The sequence below is a fragment of the Nitratireductor lacus genome (genome assembly GCF_056431025.1).
The window spans coordinates 1-21,267 of record NZ_JBWKMB010000012.1; the positions used below are offsets into that span (position 1 = coordinate 1).

Annotated in this window: 18 protein-coding genes and 1 tRNA gene; 8 read left to right on the forward strand and 11 right to left on the reverse strand. The window is 61.2% G+C overall.

Going from position 1 to position 21,267, the window contains the following annotated elements:
- Positions 1 to 181 precede the first annotated feature (181 nt).
- Complete coding sequence (gene sciP, locus AC07E3_RS11520; RefSeq protein WP_007009631.1) at positions 182 to 457, reverse strand: CtrA inhibitor SciP; 276 nt, start codon at positions 455 to 457, stop codon at positions 182 to 184.
- Between the two features lie 288 nt (positions 458 to 745).
- On the opposite strand from sciP, the gene mnmA reads away from it, so the two are divergent.
- Complete coding sequence (gene mnmA / locus AC07E3_RS11525; protein WP_065815512.1) at positions 746 to 1,927, forward strand: tRNA 2-thiouridine(34) synthase MnmA; 1,182 nt, start codon at positions 746 to 748, stop codon at positions 1,925 to 1,927.
- Positions 1,928 to 2,041: 114 nt separating this feature from the next.
- Here the strand turns inward: mnmA and AC07E3_RS11530 are convergent, their stop codons facing one another.
- On the reverse strand, positions 2,042 to 2,995 hold the full coding sequence (locus tag AC07E3_RS11530) for a Gfo/Idh/MocA family protein (protein ID WP_478362007.1): 954 nt from the start codon (positions 2,993 to 2,995) through the stop codon (positions 2,042 to 2,044).
- 230 nt (positions 2,996 to 3,225) lie between these two features.
- Here AC07E3_RS11530 and AC07E3_RS11535 point away from each other — a divergent pair.
- The 3 genes from AC07E3_RS11535 to AC07E3_RS11545 all read left to right on the forward strand — a co-directional run bounded on the left by AC07E3_RS11535 (position 3,226) and on the right by AC07E3_RS11545 (position 5,715).
- Positions 3,226 to 3,302: transfer RNA gene (locus tag AC07E3_RS11535), tRNA-Met, on the forward strand.
- 791 nt (positions 3,303 to 4,093) lie between these two features.
- A complete protein-coding gene (locus AC07E3_RS11540) occupies positions 4,094 to 4,906 on the forward strand; it encodes a DUF3137 domain-containing protein (protein WP_478362009.1) in 813 nt (270 codons plus the stop codon).
- A 287-nt stretch (positions 4,907 to 5,193) separates the two neighbouring features.
- A complete protein-coding gene (locus tag AC07E3_RS11545; protein ID WP_478362011.1) occupies positions 5,194 to 5,715 on the forward strand; it encodes a hypothetical protein in 522 nt (173 codons plus the stop codon).
- 10 nt (positions 5,716 to 5,725) lie between these two features.
- Here AC07E3_RS11545 and AC07E3_RS11550 read toward each other — a convergent pair whose 3' ends face one another.
- Positions 5,726 to 7,048, reverse strand: a complete 1,323-nt coding sequence (locus AC07E3_RS11550; RefSeq protein ID WP_478362013.1) for a sodium:solute symporter family transporter — start codon at positions 7,046 to 7,048, stop codon at positions 5,726 to 5,728.
- A gap of 286 nt (positions 7,049 to 7,334) precedes the next feature.
- Here AC07E3_RS11550 and AC07E3_RS11555 point away from each other — a divergent pair, with 286 nt between their 5' ends.
- The 3 genes from AC07E3_RS11555 (at position 7,335) to AC07E3_RS11565 (ending at position 10,921) form a co-directional block, all read left to right on the forward strand.
- Positions 7,335 to 7,910, forward strand: a complete 576-nt coding sequence (locus AC07E3_RS11555) for a LemA family protein (RefSeq protein WP_478362015.1) — start codon at positions 7,335 to 7,337, stop codon at positions 7,908 to 7,910.
- Positions 7,907 to 8,932 carry a hypothetical protein gene (locus AC07E3_RS11560; RefSeq protein WP_478362017.1) on the forward strand — a complete coding sequence of 342 codons (1,026 nt, stop codon included), beginning with the start codon at positions 7,907 to 7,909 and terminating at the stop codon, positions 8,930 to 8,932. The genes AC07E3_RS11555 and AC07E3_RS11560 overlap by 4 nt, the downstream gene beginning before the upstream one ends.
- A 171-nt stretch (positions 8,933 to 9,103) precedes the next feature.
- Entirely contained in the window at positions 9,104 to 10,921 is a 1,818-nt protein-coding gene (locus AC07E3_RS11565) for a serine aminopeptidase domain-containing protein (RefSeq protein WP_336069521.1), read from the forward strand.
- A 55-nt stretch (positions 10,922 to 10,976) separates the two neighbouring features.
- On the opposite strand, the gene AC07E3_RS11570 is transcribed toward AC07E3_RS11565, so the two are convergent.
- Genes AC07E3_RS11570 through AC07E3_RS11580 form a run of 3 tightly spaced genes read right to left on the reverse strand, consistent with a single transcriptional unit; the run spans position 10,977 to position 15,333 of the window.
- Positions 10,977 to 11,963: a hypothetical protein gene (locus AC07E3_RS11570; RefSeq protein ID WP_336069519.1), complete on the reverse strand. Its 987-nt coding sequence runs from the start codon at positions 11,961 to 11,963 to the stop codon at positions 10,977 to 10,979.
- Between the two features lie 44 nt (positions 11,964 to 12,007).
- A complete protein-coding gene (locus AC07E3_RS11575; protein WP_478362019.1) occupies positions 12,008 to 13,972 on the reverse strand; it encodes a vWA domain-containing protein in 1,965 nt (654 codons plus the stop codon).
- Positions 13,973 to 14,001: 29 nt separating this feature from the next.
- Complete coding sequence (locus AC07E3_RS11580; protein WP_478362021.1) at positions 14,002 to 15,333, reverse strand: hypothetical protein; 1,332 nt, start codon at positions 15,331 to 15,333, stop codon at positions 14,002 to 14,004.
- A 519-nt stretch (positions 15,334 to 15,852) separates the two neighbouring features.
- Here AC07E3_RS11580 and AC07E3_RS11585 point away from each other — a divergent pair.
- Positions 15,853 to 16,626: an IclR family transcriptional regulator gene (locus AC07E3_RS11585; RefSeq protein ID WP_478362023.1), complete on the forward strand. Its 774-nt coding sequence runs from the start codon at positions 15,853 to 15,855 to the stop codon at positions 16,624 to 16,626.
- Here the strand turns inward: AC07E3_RS11585 and AC07E3_RS11590 are convergent.
- From AC07E3_RS11590 to AC07E3_RS11610, 5 genes are read right to left on the reverse strand one after another with little or no spacing between them, the layout of a single operon-like run.
- Positions 16,617 to 17,270 carry a pentapeptide repeat-containing protein gene (locus AC07E3_RS11590; protein WP_478362025.1) on the reverse strand — a complete coding sequence of 218 codons (654 nt, stop codon included), beginning with the start codon at positions 17,268 to 17,270 and terminating at the stop codon, positions 16,617 to 16,619. The genes AC07E3_RS11585 and AC07E3_RS11590 overlap by 10 nt on opposite strands.
- Positions 17,216 to 17,683, reverse strand: a complete 468-nt coding sequence (locus tag AC07E3_RS11595; protein ID WP_478362027.1) for a flavodoxin domain-containing protein — start codon at positions 17,681 to 17,683, stop codon at positions 17,216 to 17,218. The genes AC07E3_RS11590 and AC07E3_RS11595 overlap by 55 nt, the downstream gene beginning before the upstream one ends.
- Entirely contained in the window at positions 17,680 to 18,930 is a 1,251-nt protein-coding gene (locus AC07E3_RS11600; protein WP_478362029.1) for an FAD-dependent oxidoreductase, read from the reverse strand. The genes AC07E3_RS11595 and AC07E3_RS11600 overlap by 4 nt, the downstream gene beginning before the upstream one ends.
- Entirely contained in the window at positions 18,927 to 20,420 is a 1,494-nt protein-coding gene (locus AC07E3_RS11605) for an aldehyde dehydrogenase (RefSeq protein ID WP_478362031.1), read from the reverse strand. Before AC07E3_RS11605 ends, AC07E3_RS11600 begins: the two co-directional genes overlap by 4 nt.
- Positions 20,421 to 20,442: 22 nt before the next feature.
- Positions 20,443 to 21,267: an aspartate dehydrogenase gene (locus AC07E3_RS11610; protein WP_478362033.1), complete on the reverse strand. Its 825-nt coding sequence runs from the start codon at positions 21,265 to 21,267 to the stop codon at positions 20,443 to 20,445.

Sequence of the window (21,267 nt, forward strand, 5' to 3'; positions counted from 1 at the left end):
CCTGATGACGCCTGTTCCTGACAGGCAAAAACCAGAAACCGCACACACTTGAACAAAACCCCGCCGAAAATCGACGGGGTTTGTCAGTGGTCTGAGGCCGGCGCATGGCGCCGGCCCGTTTCGGGTTTGAACGGCAGTCGCCGCGCTGTCCCGCTGTCGGGAGAAGCGCGTCGAAACCGGATCAATGCCGATATTGCTGGATACGTGTCGTCCGCAGCCCCGCCAGGCCATGATCATCGATGGAAGCCTGCCATGAGAGGAACTCCTCCACCGTCAGACGATATCGCTGACAGGCCTCCTCAAGACTCAAAAGCCCACCGCGCACTGCGGCCACCACTTCCGCCTTGCGACGGATAACCCACCTGCGCGTATTGCTCGGAGGCAGGTCCGCAATTGTCAGCGGACTGCCATCCGGGCCGATGACATATTTTACGCGCGGTCGAACCATTTCGGTCATAGTACTCTCTACCTGAACTCAAGACCCGTTACACAAGCTACTGCGCCGGCTTTAAAATTTGCCTAAACACATGGTAAGCATACGGTAACGGACATGAATCCCGCGTTAGGAATTTGCCGCCGATTTGTTTCAAATTGCGCCGAGTCCGGCAGCAAAGGCCCGGGAAACCGGGCTCCGGCTCTTGAGGTCGCTCGTTAACCTTCGTGCTGGCAGCCACCCGATCCTTGACCTATATTCGCCGCATTGGCATGTAATCGCCCACGACCAGAGACAAAGAAGATCAAACAAATGAACAGCCTCGACCTGCCCGGACGCCCGCAGGACTGCCGAATCGTGGTGGCGATGTCTGGCGGCGTGGACTCCTCCGTCGTCGCCGGCATCCTGGCGAAACAGGGTTATGACGTCGTTGGCGTGACCCTGCAGCTCTACGATCACGGCGAAGCGGCACACCGCCCCGGCTCCTGCTGCGCCGGCCAGGACATTGACGACGCGCGCCGTGTCGCGGAGACGCTGGGCATACCGCATTATGTGCTGAACTATGAACAGCGCTTCCGCGAGGCGGTGATCGATCCCTTTGCACAGAGCTATGTGGCGGGCGAAACGCCTATCCCCTGCGTTTCGTGCAACCAGACCGTCAAGTTCGCCGATCTTCTGGAGACCGCGCGCGAACTCGGCGCCGATGCTCTCGCCACCGGCCACTATATCCGCAGCCGCGCCAATGGCGCACACCGCGCCCTGACCCGCCCGGTGGATGCCGATCGCGACCAGAGCTATTTCCTCTTCGCCACCACGCAGGAGCAGATCGACTATCTGCGCTTCCCCCTGGGTGGCCTCTCCAAGCCGGAAGTGCGTGCCATTGCCGAGGAGATGGGCCTGAGCGTCGCCACCAAGCAGGACAGCCAGGACATCTGTTTCGTGCCGCGCGGCAAGTATTCCGACATCATCAGCAAGCTGAAGCCCGAAGCCGCAACACCAGGCGAGATCGTGCATCTGGACGGGCGCAGGCTCGGCCATCATGACGGCGTGATGCATTACACGATCGGCCAGCGGCGCGGCATCGGCGTGGCGACAGGTGAGCCGCTCTATGTGGTGCATCTGGATGCAGCGAATGCACGCGTCATCGTCGGGCCGCGCGAGGCGCTGGAGACGCACAAGGTCTTTCTGCGCCAGGTCAACTGGCTGGGCGACGGCCCGCTTGACGAGTTGCCCGCGGGCGGCATGGAAGTGTTCGCCAAGGTGCGTTCCACGCGCCCGCCGCGCCCGGCTGTGCTGCATCACGAGAACGGCGTGACCTGGGTCGAACTGACCGAGGGCGAAGCCGGCGTCGCCCCCGGACAGGCCTGCGTGCTCTACTCGGATGACGGCAATGAGGCCCGCGTCTACGGCGGCGGGTTTATCGAGCGTTCGGAGCGCGGCCGGGAAGCCGAAGCCCAGTTGACACGACTGGTTGCAACGGCCCAAAGCGCTTGAGACTGCGCGCCTGAGACCGCGCAACCGGGGAGGCTGGCATTCCGGCGGCCTCACGGCCTCGATGAAACGCAGCTTCTTACGGGGCAGACGCTTTCGCCTGCCCCGTAAGAAGCCTCAGCCATGTGTCACCGAGCCGGCTGTCAGAATGCGAAGAACCTCAATGGCTTCTTCCCCGGTCGTGCGCGGCTCGCCGCGCGTTTCGATGCAATCGAGGAAATGCTGCAGCTCGCGCGTCAGCGGCATTCCCTCTTCCACATCCACATAGGTCGGCTCATTGGTGGTGAAGGCCCAGTGCCCGCTGTCGTGCCAGACGGCGTGGCGATAGACGGCCAGCTTTCGTCCCCAGGGCTCCACGTCGTCGAAGACCGCCATCGCCTTGTCGCCAACGACCGTGAGGCGACGTTCGCGATAGGGGTTGAGCCTTGAGGTGAAGAGATGGCTGCGCAAACCGCCGGGAAAGCGCATGTGCAGATGCGCGAAATCGCTCAGATGATCGAGCAGCGCCGCGCCTTCTCCCCGCACCTCTTCCGGCGCCGCGCCGGTGATGGCCAGAATCATGGACAGATCGTGCGGAGCGAGGTCCCAGAGAGCGTCGTTCTCGGTGTGGAATTTGCCGAGCCCCAGCCGGTGGGAATGGATGTAGCGGATCTCGCCGAGATCACCCTTGTCGATCAGCTCCTTGAGCTTTTCGAACGCCGGGTGAAAGCGCAGCACATGCCCGACCATGATGATGCGTCCGGTTTCGCGCGCGACGGCAACGGCTCGCTGCGCATCATGCACCGTGAGAGCAATCGGCTTTTCGACCAGCACGTCCTTGCCGGAGCGCATGGCACGAATGGCATACTCGGCATGAAACTGCGGCGGCAGGGCCAGAACGATTGCGTCGATCCCGGCATGCTCGAAAAGCGCTTCCGGCGATATCGCCACACAATCATGCTCGCTGGCAAAGCCTTCAGCCCGTGCCTCATTGGCATCGGACACGGCAGCAAGCACTCCGAGAGACTTAAGCGTGCGAATGTGGTTAGAGCCCCAATAGCCACATCCGAGTACGGCAATACGCGGTTTCATCAAATCCTTCGCCCGAGATTTTGGCGCTGAAAACACATACAGACGCCGCCCCCGCGACTCAACCCTGCCCTTGAAAACCGGGTCATTTCTTAAGCGAATTCGTGAGCCACGACAAATTCCCCGAAGAAACAGTCTCCCCCGCTTGACACAACAGACAACGCCCCCTTATATCCGCGCGTCTTCGTGAGGCACCGGACTGGTTTCGACACCGGTTCTCGAAGCCTCCAGGCGGCGGAGTAGCTCAGTCGGTTAGAGCAGAGGAATCATAATCCTTGTGTCGGGGGTTCGAATCCCTCCTCCGCTACCAGATTTTTCAATAATTTCAGGTCTACAAAATCAACCTCAGCACATTGTGATCGCTCTTGCATCGCAGCGGGCACCATTTTGGGCGGCGGGGGCGTACACCAATGGCGCCGGGACGAGGCGGTTGGCTCCGGCTAGGATGCCCCGCTTGTCCGGTCGAAATCCGGCTCTCAGGACACCAGCCGGCGCCCGATCACGAAGGCTGGAGAAAGCGCTCCTGGTTGGCGGACGCGCCCCTGGACCGCTTCCCGCGCCGTCCGAGCAGATGTCTTTTTCCAACCGAGAACCATGACACATTCCGCAAGTTCGGGTCCTCCACGTCGCAACGAAGGTTCTAACCCGGATGGGCTGCTTAACAAGCAGGCCGGTCCGGCCCCGTGAAAATCGGCCTCAGGTGTCCTCTTCGCCACAACTGCACCGTTGCCGATACAGCCGTTGAAGCATCGCGACGTTCGTTCATGTCGGGATCATCCATGGAGACGGATTGGCGGGCAGCCTCTCCAATTTGGGAGAGGCGCTCAACGTCTGGCTGCATGATGGTTGAATGGAAACGACATTCATGTCTCCGAAAGAAGGATAAGCCGTGCTCGCGATCCCGTTTGCCGCCTTCCTCTTCACGCCCATCGCCCTGTTATGTCGCCGTCGCATTCCCGCGATAACTGATCTGGTGCACCAGCCGTGAACACGCCCAATGCGACATACGCCACCGAAAATGGCTTCGACAGTTACTACGCAGGCTAAATCGAACCCGCGCTTGTCGCTCTCGAAGCACTCCGGAAAAAGCGTGTGCGGTTCATGACCGGACTGGCGGGCCTCGGCGTAATCGGCTTCGGTGCGATCGCAATCCTTGCGCAGACGGGCCAGTCCGACGGTCCGATTGCGCTGGCCGCCTTTGCCGTGGGCTTCGGTGGCATGTTGGGAGCAGGCCTTGCCTATCTGGGGCTCACCGACCGCTACAAGCAGGTTCTGACTGGCGGCGTCTGCGCATATCTCGGCTTTGAATACACCCTCAGAAAATTCGAGTTCCCGCTCGCCCGCTTCAAACCGCTCCTGCCATTTTACACAAGCGTCAAGCTCGAGGATCGAATCGGTGGGCATGTTGACGGCGTGGATTTCGAGCTGTGCGAGGGCAAGTTCTCGAAAAAGAAGGCCAAGTGGCGGGCCCTGATGCTGGTTTACAGTTTCAGCAAGCCCTTCAACGGCGAAACCATGATTGTTGCGGACACCGACTGTATCGGAAATGCGCTCGAACAGCACCGTCAGAACGGTGAGCGGGTCCGGCTGGAAGACCCCCGGTTTGAAGATCGCTTCAACGTCTTCTCCACCGATCAGATCGAAGCCCGGTATCTGCTTACGCCACGCTTCATGGAGCGGATCATGGAACTCACCGAGCGTCTCAACAACAGGCGGGGCGTGGCGCTGGCGTTCGTGGACGATCGCTTGCTGATAACCATACGCATCGGTTCGGCTGCGCGGCGTTTCGAGATCGGGAATGTCTTTCGTGAAGTTCGTGATGGGAAGGAACGTGCCCGCAACCTCCTGGCCGAGCTCGAACTTGTGACCGACGTCATCGACAGTCTCAAGCTGAGCGCTACCGGCCATGCGTAAGAACGTCACCGGCCCGCATGCGACCCCGGCGGCATGGTGGAACACGAACACGATTTCGCGCTGCAAGGTGCCGCTTTTCTCCCATTTGGGATGGGCCTCTGTCGGGTATCCACGCAGCAATGGTCCTGACCCAGGTGAAACAGGGGGCGTATATTGCTGACACTCAGACGCCTCAAAAAACTGAAACTGCCCGGCCAGACAACCAGACGCGGTTGGGCGCATGAACATGAAGTTGCCGGACTGCAACTTGCGTTGCAGGGAAAAGAGTTCAAGAGCAGGAGAAGCCGATGCCCGCCCCCAAATATCTTATAGTCGCGTCGGTCTTCGGCGGTCTGGTGCTCGCCGCAGGCATTGCAGCCTTTGCGCTCAGTCAGCAGAAGACGGCCAATCGTGTGCCTGCGGGCGATCTGCATCTGACCGTCCATGTGGAAGAAACCGGCAACCGCGTTTGCAGGCCCGAAACACGCGTCACCGTGAACAAGCGCGAGCAGGGCTTCTACGCACTCTATGGAGAGGCGCGCTACACCGATGCGCGTGATGGCAAATCGACCCGTTTGCCGCTGCAGTGGGTCTTTACAGGCTGGGACAGTGCGGGCATGTCTCAATTCCACACCACCACCGGGATCAACACAGAAACGCCCTGTGCCGACCTCAAAATCGCCTACAGGATCAGGGAGTGCTGGTACGATTATTCAAATCGGGAGCCACGCGCGTGCCCTCAGATCCACATGGAGGGCGAAGGGTTTGCAGGGCTGGTGATCGAAGAGGACCAGAGCCGGGACCTCCCCCAAACGGAAGGAAGCGGGTGACCAGGCGGCTTCACTGGCTGTTCCTTAGCGGTTGGCCACTGCGGCGGGACCGCGACGCCAGTCCCCACCCAAGGCCATAGGTCAGCGCGGCAACTCCAAACCCGGCAAACGCGGCATAGTTCAGATCGATGCCGACAAGAACCAGGCTGACCGCCACGCCGAGGTTCAGCGAGAGAACTGCCGACCCGGCACGGGGATTCCGCGTAAGCAGTGCGGCGAGTACGGCCGGTAGGAAAACCACGAGCGAGCTGAATGCCGCGATAATGGAATTGAGCAGCGGTCCCATCGCATAGGCAGCGACAGCGAGCACGGAAAACAGCATCAGCACCATGAGCTGAAGCTGGCGCAGCGTGTAGCGCGTCCGCTCCAGACTGGTGATGAGCGGCATGACGAATGTGTCCATGGTCGACATGAGAACGGCAATCAGCATGACGTCGGCCAGCCACGCCCACTGAGCCGGCATGGTCGCACGCAATACGGTAAGAACCTCTTCGCCCGCATGCCCCTTGAGCCCGAGCCAGACGATGCTCAGGTAGCAAAACAGGCATAGGGGCGCAGCAAGCAGAAATGCCCTTCGCGCCACCGCCGGCGCCCGGGCCGTTGCCATTCTCTGCCAATTGTCGATGGCAAGGACCGCACTGACGGGAATGAACAGCCAGACACCGACAAGCAGCGGCAATTTATATGGGCCGAGATCGAACATGTTTTCGATGTGCGGCATGCCCCCGGCATTCGTCAGCGTGAGCACGCCAATGCCGACAAGAATGACGATGGCCTGAAAGATGTCGGTCTCCGTGGCCACGCGATACCCGCCAATGGCGGTGTAGATCCCGGTAAACGCACTCGCAAGAACAAGCGCAGCCAGGTTCGAAACCGGCAGGATCGAGGCCAGGATCACAGCCAGCGCCAGAAGCTGCACCGCCGTGCGCAGCAGGAAAACGAAAGCGATCGGAATCCAGACCGCCAACGGATGACGGACACGATGTGCCGCCACAATGAGATCAACCAGTCCGTGAACGCCATATTGACTGGACTGTCGGTGAACCACTGGCGCTATTGCGCCGCAGATCACGAGCCCCAGCGCGTATGCGCAGGCCAGCGACACACCAAGGATCGGGCTGGCATCGGAAAATAGCAGGAGTGCGACAAATGTGCCTGCCCCGATGTTTCCGCACACGATGCCGGCAATCGTAGCAAGCAGCCCGGTGCGGCCCGAATTGAAAATGAAATCGTCCCGTGTCGCGTTGCGGGCGCGCGCAAGCGCATAGACGAGCGGCGCGAACAGGACAAAGACAATCGGACCGAATTCAAGGATGTCAAAAGGCGAATACATTCTGGATGAGTATCATTCATGGTCGCCAGATCACCAGCTTTACCTCGGGCAGAATCCGGTTTTCCGTTTTCCTTCCGGCCGCATCGTGTGCTCCCTCATTTGGGGGATGCGACCATGCCGGCGCCCGGCTACGGCGTTCTACAGTCAGATGAGATCACCTGACGTCCGCGAGAATGCGGCAAACGAAAAGATGAAGCGGGGCGGCGTTCCGTGAGGCGATGAGCCGGTCCAGGCCAGGGCTCCCGTGCGCAAAGCGCCGCATTTCGGGAGGCTTCCGGCACCAGATATGATCACGACCATTGTCATAATCGCAGCGTGCATACTCGTACTCATTTATCTGCAGAACCGGCTGGCCGCGGCAAAAAACGCCGTGGCAACCGGCTATTCGGGGGTCGATGTGCAGCTAAAGCGCCGTCATGACCTCATCCCCGCCCTTGTCGAGGCTGTACGGGGCGCGATGGCGCAGGAAAACCGGATCTTCGACGCGCTCATGGAGGCGCGTCAGAGCGCAATGAGCGCGCGCATGAGCGACATCGAGACCGTGCAGAGGGCGGAGAGCGAACTGTCCGTCGCGCTCCACGCATTTTTTTCCTACTCCGAAGATACGCCCGAAATCAGCGCAACAGGCAGTGTCCGCGAACTCCAGAAACAGCTGGAGGAAACAGAAGACCAGATCAGCGCGGCACGGCGGCTCTATAACGCCAATGTCGAGCGCTACAATACCCTGCTCGACGCCATCCCTTCGAACTGGATCGCCCGTGCGATGGGGCTTGAGCACGCCTCGCCTTTTTCCCTGGCCACCGCAGAGGCTGAAGCGGTGCGCGCGATGCCCGAAATCGATCTGCCGGGAAACCGCCCGTGAGCAAGCGGCGGCACTGGGATCCGTTCGAAGGTGAAATATCGGTAGAGACGCCGGACACATCCAGCACCGGCAAGGGCGTTGCGCTTCCCATCTGGCTGAAACGCCTTCCCCTGCCGGTCGCGCTGCTCGCCCTGATATGGACGATGGTCGCCGGCTTTGCCGACAACAGCTTTCCCTTTGCTCCGGTCGCCGTCACCACCCTGGCCTTTGGCGCGATCTTTCTGGTGGAAATGCTCGAAAATGCGGATGGCCGCCGGCTCGTCCGCCGGGTCAGGATCGCACGAGACAGGGACTGGTCCTATACCGGCAGGTTCCTGGAATGGCAGATTGAACGAACCCCGGTGCGTGACTCCGAAGGCCATTACGAACGCCGTTCCCAGCGTGTAAAACCACCGCGTTTGGAAAAGATCGAGGCCCGCATACCCGAACTGACGAAAGTCCGGGCCGGTTCGTTTATGGGCGTGCGGCTCGATGGCGAGTTCTGGGGCGACAGCAGGGAAGACAGTCTGCCTTTGTGGGTCGCGGTAGGCGCCATGCAGATGGAGGCCGGGCTCGGCAAGCGTGAGATGCGGCGCGACGCGCGCGGTGGCAAGGGCGGCTACGGCCAGTTCTTTTCATTGCTCGGCGCTTACCGGATCGACCGAAAGACCGGCATCCGCGCGGTGATCCGACCTGAGAACATCGTCAACAGGGGCCCGTTGGATCGCGACATCAAGACAGAGTCGATACAGTTCAACGAGCGGTTTCATGTTTCCGGGCGCCCCATGACGAAAAGGGATAGCCGCGATGTCACCAAGGAGGTTTTGCAGATACTCACACCGGCCACACAGGCCTCAATGCTCGACCTCGCGGCCCGCTTTCACAATCTCGGTTTCATCGTCGAAGATGATGTGCTGTTTTTCATGGCGCAGGACAGGCTGGCTGGCGAGAACGCTTCGGAGGGTGGCATCGACCGCCTGTTGCCCGGCATGCTGGAAGAATTCGAAGCCGCCAAACTTTCCATCAGGCGCTACGTCGAGTGATCCTGCCCTGTCGTCGTTCGCTTCACTCCCTGCCTGGCCTCTTCTATATTCACGCCCGAATGGCAAAAGGGCTGCCAGCGTCGTTCAGACCGGGTTCACGCGGACATCGGTAAACAACTCCGGAGTTGTTTCAGGTGGCGCGGGCGTCTGATTGGCTTGGGGGATGAAATTATGAATGCCGAGTTCCTGCTGGGGGAGGACAACCAGCCGCTGCTTATGCGCAAGTGGGTCGTCGACCCGGGTCGCAGGCCGGCGCATGGCCCCAGAGCCGTGTTTCTTGGCCACAGTCAGCCCACGCATTCAGGCATGCTCTCCGATCTGGGCGCGGCCTTTCGCCAACTGGGATGGAACGCCTATTCAGGTGATGTGCGCGGACACGGCAAATCCACCGGCAGTCACAGTCCGCTGGGACATCTCGACTATGAGGGTGGCTGGCAGCGCGCCATCGCCGACATGCGGCTGTTCTACGAAAAGAGCTTCGCAGGCATCCCCTGGGAACACCGGCTGGTCGTTGTTCCCAACATCACCGCATTGCTGACACTGGAAGTGCTCAAAACCTGGCCGGACCTCGCCCGCCACATAGTCTTGATCTCGCCGCCGCCCAATCAGCGCGCCATTGCCATGTTCGGCAAAACGTTCTCGCAGACGCGCTGTAAACTCGGCTCCGCAGACACCCCGGACGAACAGTCTCTGCATCATCTATACGCGTTTTTGGGCTCGCACCTGAAAGAGCGCCGGCATCCGGCAGACGTCATGAGCGCGGATCGCGCCCTGATCGATTCCGTGATCGCCGATCCGCTCGGCTGGCCGACGCCCACACCCGCATACTGGTACAATATTTTCTCAGGCATGCTTTCGGCCTGGAAATGGCCGAAGGGTGCGTCGGTGGTGCCCGGCACACGCTGCCTTATTCTTTTCGGCGGCGAAGACGCAATGTTGCGCGACGGTGGTTTTTTACCGCCTGTCGAACGGTTTCTCGAACGTGTCGGCTTTGACGATATCGCATCAGCCCGCATCGAAGGCGCACGATCGGCCCTGTTTCTCGAGGAGAAACGCTTCGGCATCGCCGAGCGCATTGTACGATGGGTCGGTGAAGAGTGGCATCCGGAAGAAGGAAGCGCTGAAATCGGCGTTGCCGAACTCACTTCGGAATTGCTTTCGATGACCAGCAGCCTTGGGGCATCCGAGGACATGAGTCCCGGAGAGCTCGTCGAGCTCTGCTACAACGCCATCGACGATGAAAGCCGCTGGAACGAAATCATCTACCGGATGATTTACGAGGCAGAACGATCCGGCGATCTGGCGGAGTCCGCCCTGCACAAGCGCATCCTGTCGCTGATGCCGCACTGGGAACGTTCGTTCAATCTCAACCGGCAGGTGATGATGAACGCCACGCTGGGTGTTCTGCTGCAGTCAGTCATCGAACGGCTTCAGATCGGCGTTGCAATACTCGACAGCGAGGGCGGGTTACTCCACTCGAACCGAACCTATTTCGAGGCACTAGCCCGGTTGTTTCCCACGAGGGACCTGTCGAGTACCGATCAACGCCTCTTGAACCAGCTCACCCGCAGGCTGTTGACGGGCGAGCTGAGCGATCCTGCCAGCCGAACGAGCCATCGCGAGACACCCATTGTCCATGAAGACGTGCCCGTCGGTTTCCGGTTTCACCCCGAGGCGCTGAAACAGACGAGCCTGCAGCGACAGGGACCCGCCTCCGTCCTGGTGCTTCGTACCAGCCTTGAGCGGAAGCTCGCGGCGGACTCGCGTGTGGCGCTGGTCGAGCTTGCCTATGGCCTGACCGGTAAAGAGGCCGAAATCGCGCTTCTGATTGCCGGCGGGAAATCCCCCGAAGACGCAGCGGAATCGCTTGGCATTCTGGTCAGCACCGTGCGCGGCCATCTCAAGAAGGCGTTCTCGAAAATGAACGTCCACACCCAGTCCGAACTCACCTCGCGCATACTGTCCGGACCGGTCGGCTGGCTTGGCTAGTCCCCTCATTGTGACGGTCCGCTATGGGCGTCACCAAGCGGCAAGAGGGCGACGATCACCGGTTGGGATTGGCCAGATGCGACATGATCCGGAGCGCATCTTTCAAGCTAATTCCCATTTCCTCGCATGCGCCGGGCGCACTGGTTGCACACGCGGCCAGCGGCCATTTGTAGGAATATTCGGGCAGACCCAGTCGATGCAGGGCCTCATGGGGCGTCAGACCTGCGGCCGCGCCTTTGCAACCAAAACCTGCAGCGCACGCCCATAGCTCGTCTTCTTCCTGACTGAATGAAGCAATCCCGGCATCCGTGAACCTGTCTTCAATTGGGGCCTGCCCCTTGTTGTCCTGCACTTCTTCTTCAGTGAACGACATCTCGCCGCGATTTCCATCAACCGACAGGTCCTGCTCTGTGGAATCAGCGTCCGCATTTCCGTACTGCTCCCGATACGCCCTACGTGCATCCTCGGCGTTTTCGTGCCCCGTCAGAACCACCGCATCGTCCTGCGATACGCCCAGCCCCTCGCAACCGAACCCCGCTGCGCAGCCCAGAGCGTCCCGGTCGGTAATGTCCCTCCAGTCGGTGCGGCCCCCGTCGGGAACCGGTTCATTCCCCTGCTCGGACTCCAGTTCATCGAACAGGCTTTCACCGTCCTCGAACACCTCATCCTCGGTGAACGACATATCGCCGCGATTTTCATCGGCCGACGGGTCCTTGTCCGAAACCTGCTCGGTGGAATCTGCGTCGCGATTTTCGTACTGTTCCTGATACGCCTTACGCGCACCCTCGGCGGTTTCGTGCCCCGTCAGAACCACCGCGTCGTCCCGCGATACACCCAGCCCCTCGCACCCGAACCCCGCCGCGCAGCCGAGAACGTCCCGATCGGTAACATCCCTCCAGTCGGTGTTCGCGCCATCGGGCACGGCTTCGTTCTTCTGCTTGGACTCCAGTTCCTCGAACAGGCTTTCACCGTCCTCTGCCGCCTCCTCCTCTGTGAACGACATCTCGCCCTGCGCCCAGACCCGGGGCATGGAATCGCCCACAAGGGCCGTCGCCAGCAGGATGGAAATCAGCCAATGACGGGGCGTCATTGTTTGGGCACCTCGATTGCGAAGCGATCGAACTCGAAATGGCTTTCACCGGGCAGCGCCTTGTGCCCGTGGCCACCCAGCAAGCTCGCGGCACCCGACGGCCGGAGCACCGTGATCGACTGGGTCGTGTAGGAGAGCGCCTCGCCCTCGCCCGGCATCTGCATCTCGAGCGAAGCCGTGATTTCCCGGCCACGCCGTTTGAGACGCAGTTGCGCACCGTCCCGGCCAAGGGTCTCAAGAATGGCATCGCCCCGCTCGCGACCAGCGGCATTGCAGACACCGTCAACCCAGGGACCGCCTAGCAGGTTGGTATCGAAAGAGGTCGTCTCGGGGTCGTCCTCCGCACCTGATATCCGGACCAGTGAGAGATTGAGCAGGGTGCCGCATCCCTTCGGTTCAAGCCACATGCGGGCCCCGATCTGTTCGTGTGCGGCCTCAAACAGCGACAGCATGACGCCCTCGCGCCTGGTCTGCACATTGACCCTGAAATCCAGAACAAGATCGAAATCTCCCTTGGGAAGGGGACGATCCAGCACGAAACGGTTCGTTGCCTCTGGATTTGTGAAATAGGGTGCCCTGCCGAGCGCGGCAACGAAGAGTGCGCCCTGCGGGGTGAACGCGGTTAGCTCTTCAGCCGGGTTGTCCACCCGCCACGCCGCATTGAGCGCCGGACCGTCGAACGTCTCCTCGAACACGGTTTCAGCGGTTGGCCGGGCGACTGGCGCCGGGGCAGGCGCTGGTGTGACAGTCTCCGTTTCCCGCACCGCATCTTTGACGGCAGCGACGAAGCTTCGCGCATCGTTTGCCGGATGATAGGTGCCATTGCCCTTCTCGGCGATACACTGGAGCGCCGCGTGCTCCTCCTCGTTCAGATCGAAACCAACGACGTGAACACGTGTATCGATTCCCGACTGGGCCAGCCGGGCCGCCGCAGCACACGGATCGCCGCCGCAGGTTTCCAGTCCGTCGGAAATCAGAAGAACGCTCGAAGACTGGCCGGCAGCGGGCATGGCGGCAGCCGCCCGCTCCAGTGCACCGGCGATCGGGGTTTTCCCGCGCGGCGAGAGGCCTTCTATTGCTGGGATGAGTCGTCCCGCGTCATAGTTGGCAACCGGATAGAGAATTTCAGTGTCGGAGCAGTCTCCCTCACGCCGGTGGCCATAGGCCATCAGCCCTACATTCGTTGCTGGATCGAGATCGCCCAGGATTCCGGTGAGCGCCTGACGGGCTGTGGTGATCTTGGCGACACCTTCAATCTGTCCCCACATCGAACCCGACGCATCGAGAATGAGCAAAAGATTGCGCCCCGCGGGATTGATGCCGTTGCCGGGCAGATCGCCCTCTTCCATTCCCGGGACGACAATCGGATCGTGATCCTCCTGCGCATCGGCTTTGACAGGTTGACCGCACGCGGACGCACACGGGATGGGAAAACCCACGTTTTGCAGGGTCACTTCGGTTCCGTTTTGGCGTCTGAGGTCTATGCCGAGATTGGCTGCCATATCGGCAAGCGACCAGTCACTGTTCTCGGAATAAATGTCGGAGATCTGCCAGGCATTGTCGGGTGCAACCGGCACGAGCGTGTAGACGAACTTCTGGCGCTGTCCGAAATTGTCTAGGCTGACATGCACCTGTGCAGCGCCGCGCATAACTGGTGTGGTCGGGTCGGCGAAGACCCGGAGGTTGGTGATCTCGAAATCCTGGGCATTGTAGATCGGATCGAAACCGAGGCGCCCCTGCAGTCCGTCCACGGCCAGTCCATCGACCACATAGGGTGCAAAGGCACGCGCATCGTTGAGCAGCGGGCCCTGCATGGTGTCGAGATGGGTCCTGTGCGCGCCGATGAATTGCTCGACAAGAGCAACTGCCGCGTTGATGTCCTGCGCCTGAGCGCTCCCTCCGCATGCCGCCAGAAGTGAACTGGCCAGCGCCCAAAGAGCAATTCCTGAATTACGAAACATGGCCGGAAATCCCATCATGATGGCCGCCGTCAGTTGACCGGCGCAGAAATCGAAAAACGGTCGAACTGTGCGACCGACTCGCCATTCCCCGCCCGTTGAAGCTGCCCCAGCATGAATGCGGGCCTGCCTGCGGCAGTTGTGCGCGCGACGTTGCGTGTGGTGACGCTGACACGCCCGCCCGGATTGTCGCCGAAGGCCGGAAGATCGAGTTCGACCGTCGCGAAATGGAGAATCCCCCGTCGGGAGAGGGTCAGTGAAAAGCCGGTTTCGTTGAGGCGTTGCAGGATTGCGTCGCCGATCTCCCGGTTGCCGGCATTGCAGTAGCTGGACAGAAGGGGGCCCTTGTCAAAGAGATTGTCGTGGAATTCGCTGGTCAGGGGTTCCTCGACACCGGCGACATGTTGCCGATTGACGATCCTCAGGGTCAGATAGGGGCCGCAGCCGCTGGTGTAGACGTGAAGCGTGCCCGCAAGAAAGTTCGTCGAATCCTCATAGAGGCCCAGCCAGACGCCTTCCCTCCCGGTCTTGGCTTCGAGAAGCCCGGTCAGCGTCATATCAAAATCGCCTTCCGGCGCCTTGCCGAGCCGGAAGATGTTTTCGCTGCCCTCATTGCGGAACGTGTCGTCCCCGCCCGTCGCGATCTGATAGACAACGCCATTTTCAACGACGAATTTATCGGGGGCTTCCCCGATCACGCCCCATTCGGGCCCCAGAGTATCGCCATCGAATTCGTCCTGATACGGCAGGGGGAGCATAGCGTCGGAAGCGCGTCCATCGCCCGCCTCCGTGCCGCCTCGATCCGCCGCTGCAAGAGCTTTCTGTTCCTCCTGGCTCGGAGAATGCCCGGGCGCCCCGGAAGCCGGGCGCATTGCTGCGGCGCTGCCCTTTCCCAGGGACCAGCCATCACCCCATATCCGCGTTATCAACGGACGGCCGTTCGAGCCCGCAACCGCAAATGAAATCAATCGGACAGCGCCCCGGGACTTCACCGCGGCCTCTATGACGGTCTCTTCTGCCGGCTGGTCCGCTGCCATCCGCAACTCATAATCGTCCACCGTGCCTTCATGCGCGCCGACCAGAGGACGAAATCCATCGTTGCCCGCAGCGATCGCTTCGATGAGTTGGGGGGCCAGGAATGCGCGAAACGATGTCATCACATTTCCGCCCGCCTCGAGCCCGGCACCTTGCTGTTCCAGCATGGAATTGACCGTATAAAGAGAGAGGACCACGCTTCGGGCGGCAATTTCATCCGCCGCTTTGCTTTGTGCACCCGCCCCCACTGCCGATATGGCAACGAGCATCGCGCTCACCACCAGCGAGCGAACGAGGCAGGTTGCCCCGCTTACAAACTGCCGGATCATCTGGCGTTTTCTCCATCCGTGTCATCCATCAGTGACCCGGGACTACCCCGCCTCAGACCGGCTGCCGTCCCTCATATGGGGGAGGCGCCATCGATGGCGGAGCATTTCCTGCGTATTCAGTGACCGACTGGAATCTTCACAGCCGTCATAGCAACGAGACGGTAGCCGCCCTCCCCGCCGCGTTCGGCTTCACGGTTCGGCAGCGGCGGGGTCGACAGTAAGAGGATACGGTCGATGAACAGGACCCAAGAAATCGCATTGCACGCACATATCGAAGCGGCTGCGCAGCACGCGCCCCATGGCAGCCGGCGCAACGGAAACCTTGAACAGCTGGTACAAATGGCTGGCTTTCTCCGGAACAACGAACCGTTCGCAAATCGACGATTCCCGAAAATTGCGTGGGAAACCGCTCTACTGCCGCGTGTTCAAATATGATAAACGCGACCAAATAAGACCAACTCGACGGGGCATCTTGTGGCCGGAACACAGAAAAGCGAAACCAAAGAACCTCTTTACGTCGTGCCACCCGTCACCCGGGCAATCGCACTGCTTCGCTACATTGCAGCGGGAAATCGATGCCGCAACATCAGCAATGCAGCAAAGACGCTGGACATCAACCGGACGACGCTGATCCGTCTGCTTGCGACGCTCGAGGCCGAGAGCATCATCGAACCGATTGCTGACGATGGCGGATATCGCCTCGGCACGGGACTGATCGCTCTTGCCTCGGAGGCTCTGAACGAACGCAGCATTCTTCAGGTTGCGCGCCCATTTCTCAAGCAGCTCGTCGAAGCACTCAACCTGTCGGCGCATCTTGGCGTTCTTGAAGGCCGCGAGATCGTCTATCTCGCGCGTGAAACACCCAATTCACACCTGGCCAGCACCGTGCGCGAGGGCACGCGATTGCCCGCCCATGCGACCACGATCGGCCGCATTCTGCTTGCCGAACTGCCAGCCGCTTCGCTGCGCTCGCTCTACGCAGGGCAAACGATGGAATCCTTCACAACAAAGACACGCACGACCCTTGCCGATCTCGAAAAGCAGCTGCAGAACGACCGCGCCCGCGGCATCGCCTGGAGCGTAGCGAATTTTGAGCGTGAGATCGGTTCGGCGGCGGTCGCGATCCACGATCACCAGGCGCGCGCCGTCGGTGCCATCAATGTGACGGGTCACGCAAGCGTGTTCGCCGAGGACGGGCCGCACGCCGAGAAGATAGAGCATGAACTCAAGGCAGTCGCGCGTGCGATGTCCGAAGCTCTGGGCTATCGCGGCTGGTCAGCCGATCAACTGTAAGTATAACCGTAAGAAAGCGCGAAGGAACTGCTCTCCAGCTTCGCGCTTCCGACAAGAGCGCGGCGCAGCCACAGGCGGCCATGCACCTGTGTCTCGGAAAAGTCGGCGCTTTCAGGCAGGCGCGCCGCCTCGCACCACAAACCACCAAGCCACTCCGCCCGTCGGAAGGAGGCTTTCCGGTCCATGCGAGCGCCGTGGAGTGAGAAATTTCCGTAACAGGCGATCTCCTGAAAATCGGCTCCCATCGGAAAGCCTGCCTGGTCGAAACGTGCGATCCCCCGGAACTCCGCGCCGGAAAAAAGCGCCTCAGCGGCAAAGACGGTCTTCTCGAAGCGGGCATCGTTGGTAAAGAGCGCGTTTGTAAATCCGGCGGCGCTGCCAAAATCTGCCCCGCTGAACCAACTGACCCCAAGAAAGCGTGCCCGCGTCGCGTCAAACCCATCGGGAAATGAGGCGCCGCTGAAATTGATCCCCGTTATGTCCAATCCACCAAGGTCAAGCCGCCCCTCACAAACGACGCCCGACAGGTCAACGCACGCACCGTGTTGCCACGGAACGGAGATCAACGCGCGTATGTCAGCCGCTTTCATCACGCGACCTCGCCGATTTTCTCCTCGGCCAGCGTCACGATCTGGCTCGCCCATGGAAAGGCCACGTCTTCAGCCATGTCGCTGCCGGAAGCATCATGTGTGATGCGCTCGCCGATCTGCACCGCGCCGTGGGCGATGAGCAGCTCCGCAAGGGTCCCGCTGCCAAAACCGAAGGTCTCTTCATACTCGCGGTCTCCAAGACCGAAAATGCCGAAGTGAATGCCCTTCAGGTCCGGTGCCGCCGTTTTCAACGCTTCGGCGAAAGGCTGAGCGGAGGCTGGCAGTTCGCCATCGCCATAAGAAGAGCAGATGATCATGTGCAGCCGGCCTGCATCGAACTCGTCGGGTGAAAAGTCCGACAGGTTGCGGCACTCGACCTCATGGTCGCCCTCAAGCTCGGACATGATGTCCTCGGCGAGCATTTCGGCATTGCCGGTCTCGGTGCCATAAAGAAGCATGATGTTCATTGTGAAACCTCCTCTTTCTGAAGGGCCAGCGCCAGCATGGCATCGCGCGATGCGATCTTGGCGCGGCAGCGGTTTTCAGGTGCGTTGGAAATCTCGGCTGCATCGATGCGTTTCCAGCCGTGATAGCCGACCGCCCCGGCCCAGTCGGGGAAAGCCTGCCGTCCGGGTTTTTCAGGCAGTGCCGGGGCGCCCTCAAAGTCATCCAGAATGCGGGTCGCCAGACGCTGTGCATCGGCGCGATTGTCAGGAATCGTGCCCTGCGGCCCACGGCGAAACCACCCGGTCGCATAAAGCCCGGGAGCAAGAACCCCTGCCTCCCGATCGACCGCTTCCCCGATCAGAAGATCACGCGGCAGGCCGACCTCTGCGCCAAAGCCGATTGCGGTGATAAAGGTGCCGCAAGGGAGGATTACTGTGTTGCCCTCTCCATCCTGAAAGCATGCTTCTTTCAGATGTCCGTCCGGTCCCGAGAGCTCGACCGGCGTCAAACCAAAGCGAAATGTTATGCGTCGCGCACCGGAGCCATGCCCATCGATCGCCTCAAGCGCGGCAAGCTTCTTTGCCGCTTCGGGATCATCGCTCCTGTCAGCTCCAAGAACGCGAATATTGATGCCTTCGAGCTTCGCAAGCTCCTTGATCATGACTGGATCAAACTTCGCTGCCGATGCCGGCGAACGGCCAACAATCTCGATTTCCTCAATGTCTGAACGTGCCAGCCAGTCGCTCGGCGCTGCACCCAGATCGGACCCCGCCAGTTCCTCCGGCGTCTTGGCCAACAGGCGCAGAATGTCTATGGCGACATTGCCATTGCCCATGATCACGACCCGGGAGCCCAGTTCCGGCAAAGGTGCGGCATCGGGATGCTCGTAGAGCGCCCGCGTCAACTGGCCGGCGCGATGAACACCCTGCAAATCCTCGCCTGCGATGCCAAGCGTTCGATCCGCCGACAGCCCGGCTGCGAGCACGACCGCATCATAGGCTTCACGCAGGGCGTCGAGGCTCACATCCTCGCCGATGGTGACATTGCCCACAAAGCCTGCGCCCTGGCGCTCGAACACTCTCTCGAACTGCCTGATCACGCCCTTGGTGCCCTGATGGTCGGCTGCCACTCCATAACGCACCAGCCCGTAGGGAACGGGTAGACGATCAATCAGATCCACCCTCAGGTCGGGGGCAGCCTTCAGCAGCGCCTGCGCCAGATAGCACCCGGACGGCCCCGAGCCGACAATGGCGACAGCGCGGCTCATGATGCACCCACCGTCGCTGCGGCCCACGGATGCGGTGCACCCGAAAGGTCGGTGTAGAACGACTTCTGTGCCATATAGGCACGAACGCCCTCGCGCCCCTTCTCGCGCCCCATCCCGCTCTCCTTCTCACCACCGAAAGGCGTCGAGATGGAGAACTGCTTGTAGGTATTGATCCATACGGTGCCGGTGCTGATGGCCCGGCCCACTCGCCAGCTCTTCGGGAAATCCCGGGTCCAGATGCCACAGGCAAGACCGTATTCATTGTCGTTGGCCTGGGCGATCAGTTCATCTTCATCATCGAAGGGCAGGACGACAAGGACCGGGCCAAACACTTCCTCCCGGCAGATGCGCGCCGTGTTGTCCAGACCGGCGAGGATGGTCGGCAGGTAGTAGGCGCCCTTGTCGAAGTCGGCGCCCTCAGGAGCGCGCCCCCCGACAAGAATCTCGGCCCCTTCTCTGCGCGCCCTTTCCACATGGTCGGCAACACTGTTGCGATGGTCGAAATGCACCATCGGAGCGACCTGTGTTGCCGCGTCGAAGGGATGACCGACCTTGAGACGCCGTGTCGCCTCCACGAGGCGCTCGACAAATTGATCATAAATCGGCCGCTCGACAAACAGGCGCGCGCCAGCAATGCAGCTTTGCCCGGTGGAGGAAAAAATGCCGAACAACACACCGGCAAGCGCCTGTTCGATATCGGCGTCGGCGAAGACGATGGTGGGCGACTTGCCGCCGAGCTCCAGGGAAACCGGCATGAGTTTCTGCGCAGCCTTTACCGCCAGCGCCCGTCCGGTATCGGTTCCGCCGGTGAAACTGATCTTGGCGATGTCAGGGTGTTCGACAAGCAGATTGCCGATCTCGCGGCCCGCTCCCGGGAGCACCGAGAACAGCCCCTTCGGCAACCCCGAAGCCTCGATGATGCGTGCCAGCTCCAGGGAGACAAGCGGCGACCACGAAGCCGGTTTCAAAAGAACGGCGTTCCCTGCCGCAAGTGCTGGTGCAACCTTCTGGGCGTCCGAGGCGATCGGCGAATTCCATGGCGTGATCGCACCAATAAGACCAAGCGGTTCATGAACGGACATGGTGAGCGCGTCGCCCCGCTGTGCGGTCAGCGCTTCATCGGAGGTTTCAAGCACCGCGCCGAAATAGCGGAATGTGCCGGCGGCGGACGCTGCCAGCGCTCCTGTCTCACGCAGGGTCTTGCCCGTATCGCGGCTCTGGATATGGGCGATACGCTCGGCATTGGCCTCAATGCCGTCGGCGATGGCATAGAGGAAACGCGCCCGTTCGTGCGGCTTCAGATTGCGCCACGCCGGATCGGCCTGCGCACGCTTGGCCCGCTCGATCGCGCGTTCGCCATCCGCGACGCTGGCACCGTGCAGCACGCGGTTGACACTGCCGTCAGCGGGAAAGACGGAGGTGATCTCCGCGCCCGTGCCCTCTTCCCATTCACCGGCGATGAACAGCTTGTTCTGCGGCAACTCGATCATGCTCACCTCCCTCTCAGATTGCTCAGATTGCCACCGGACCGATGCGGTTCCGGATCTCCCGCAGGACGCTGTAGACCGTGGAAACAGATGTCCTGGCATTGCCCGCCGACGGCAGGTTCTCAATGCGCATGGTGTATTTCGCCAGTGGCGAGGTGACAGAGTATTCATGGACATTGCCCGGCGCAGCCGGATCGGCCACCAGTTCCACATGGGTTGCCTCAAACCCCGCGCCTGCCAGAGCGAGCGTTGCCGCAACATTGGCATTCTTGGGAAAATCTCGTGCGGCCTCGCGCGCATTGCCGGTGAAGAATGTCGCGGCCTCGGTGAGGTTCACCAGATCAACCGCCTTTTCGGCGGGCGTTCCGCTCCAGGCGCGCGGCGGCTTGGAACCGCGGTAGCGCACGTCAAGTCCGCCGGCAACGCCAAGTGCCGCCAGAAGATCAATGCCGCCAACCGCACCCGCCGGCAGGACAAGGCGCGCGCCGCCCGCCCCGGCGGCCGACCGCAACTCGGCCTCCAGCGCCGCATCGGACAATGCGCCGATGGAAACGATGACCACATCAATGCCGGAGCGGAGCACCGGGGGGACATGTGCCACAACGGCCGAGTGACCGGCGCACTCGACCACGAGATTCGGTTTCTTCTGAAGAAGCGCTTCAGCACCGGTAACGACGACGAGCTCACCCGCCAGTGCACCGAATTCCGTTCTCAGGCGCGTTTCGGTTTCGCCCGCCGTTTCCGGCCGTGTCACGACGGCCAGGAGCTCCAACGGACCATCGAGCGTTTCGGCCAGTTGTTTCAGAAGGGTCTGGGCAATATTCCCAAAGCCGATCATTCCAAGCCGCAT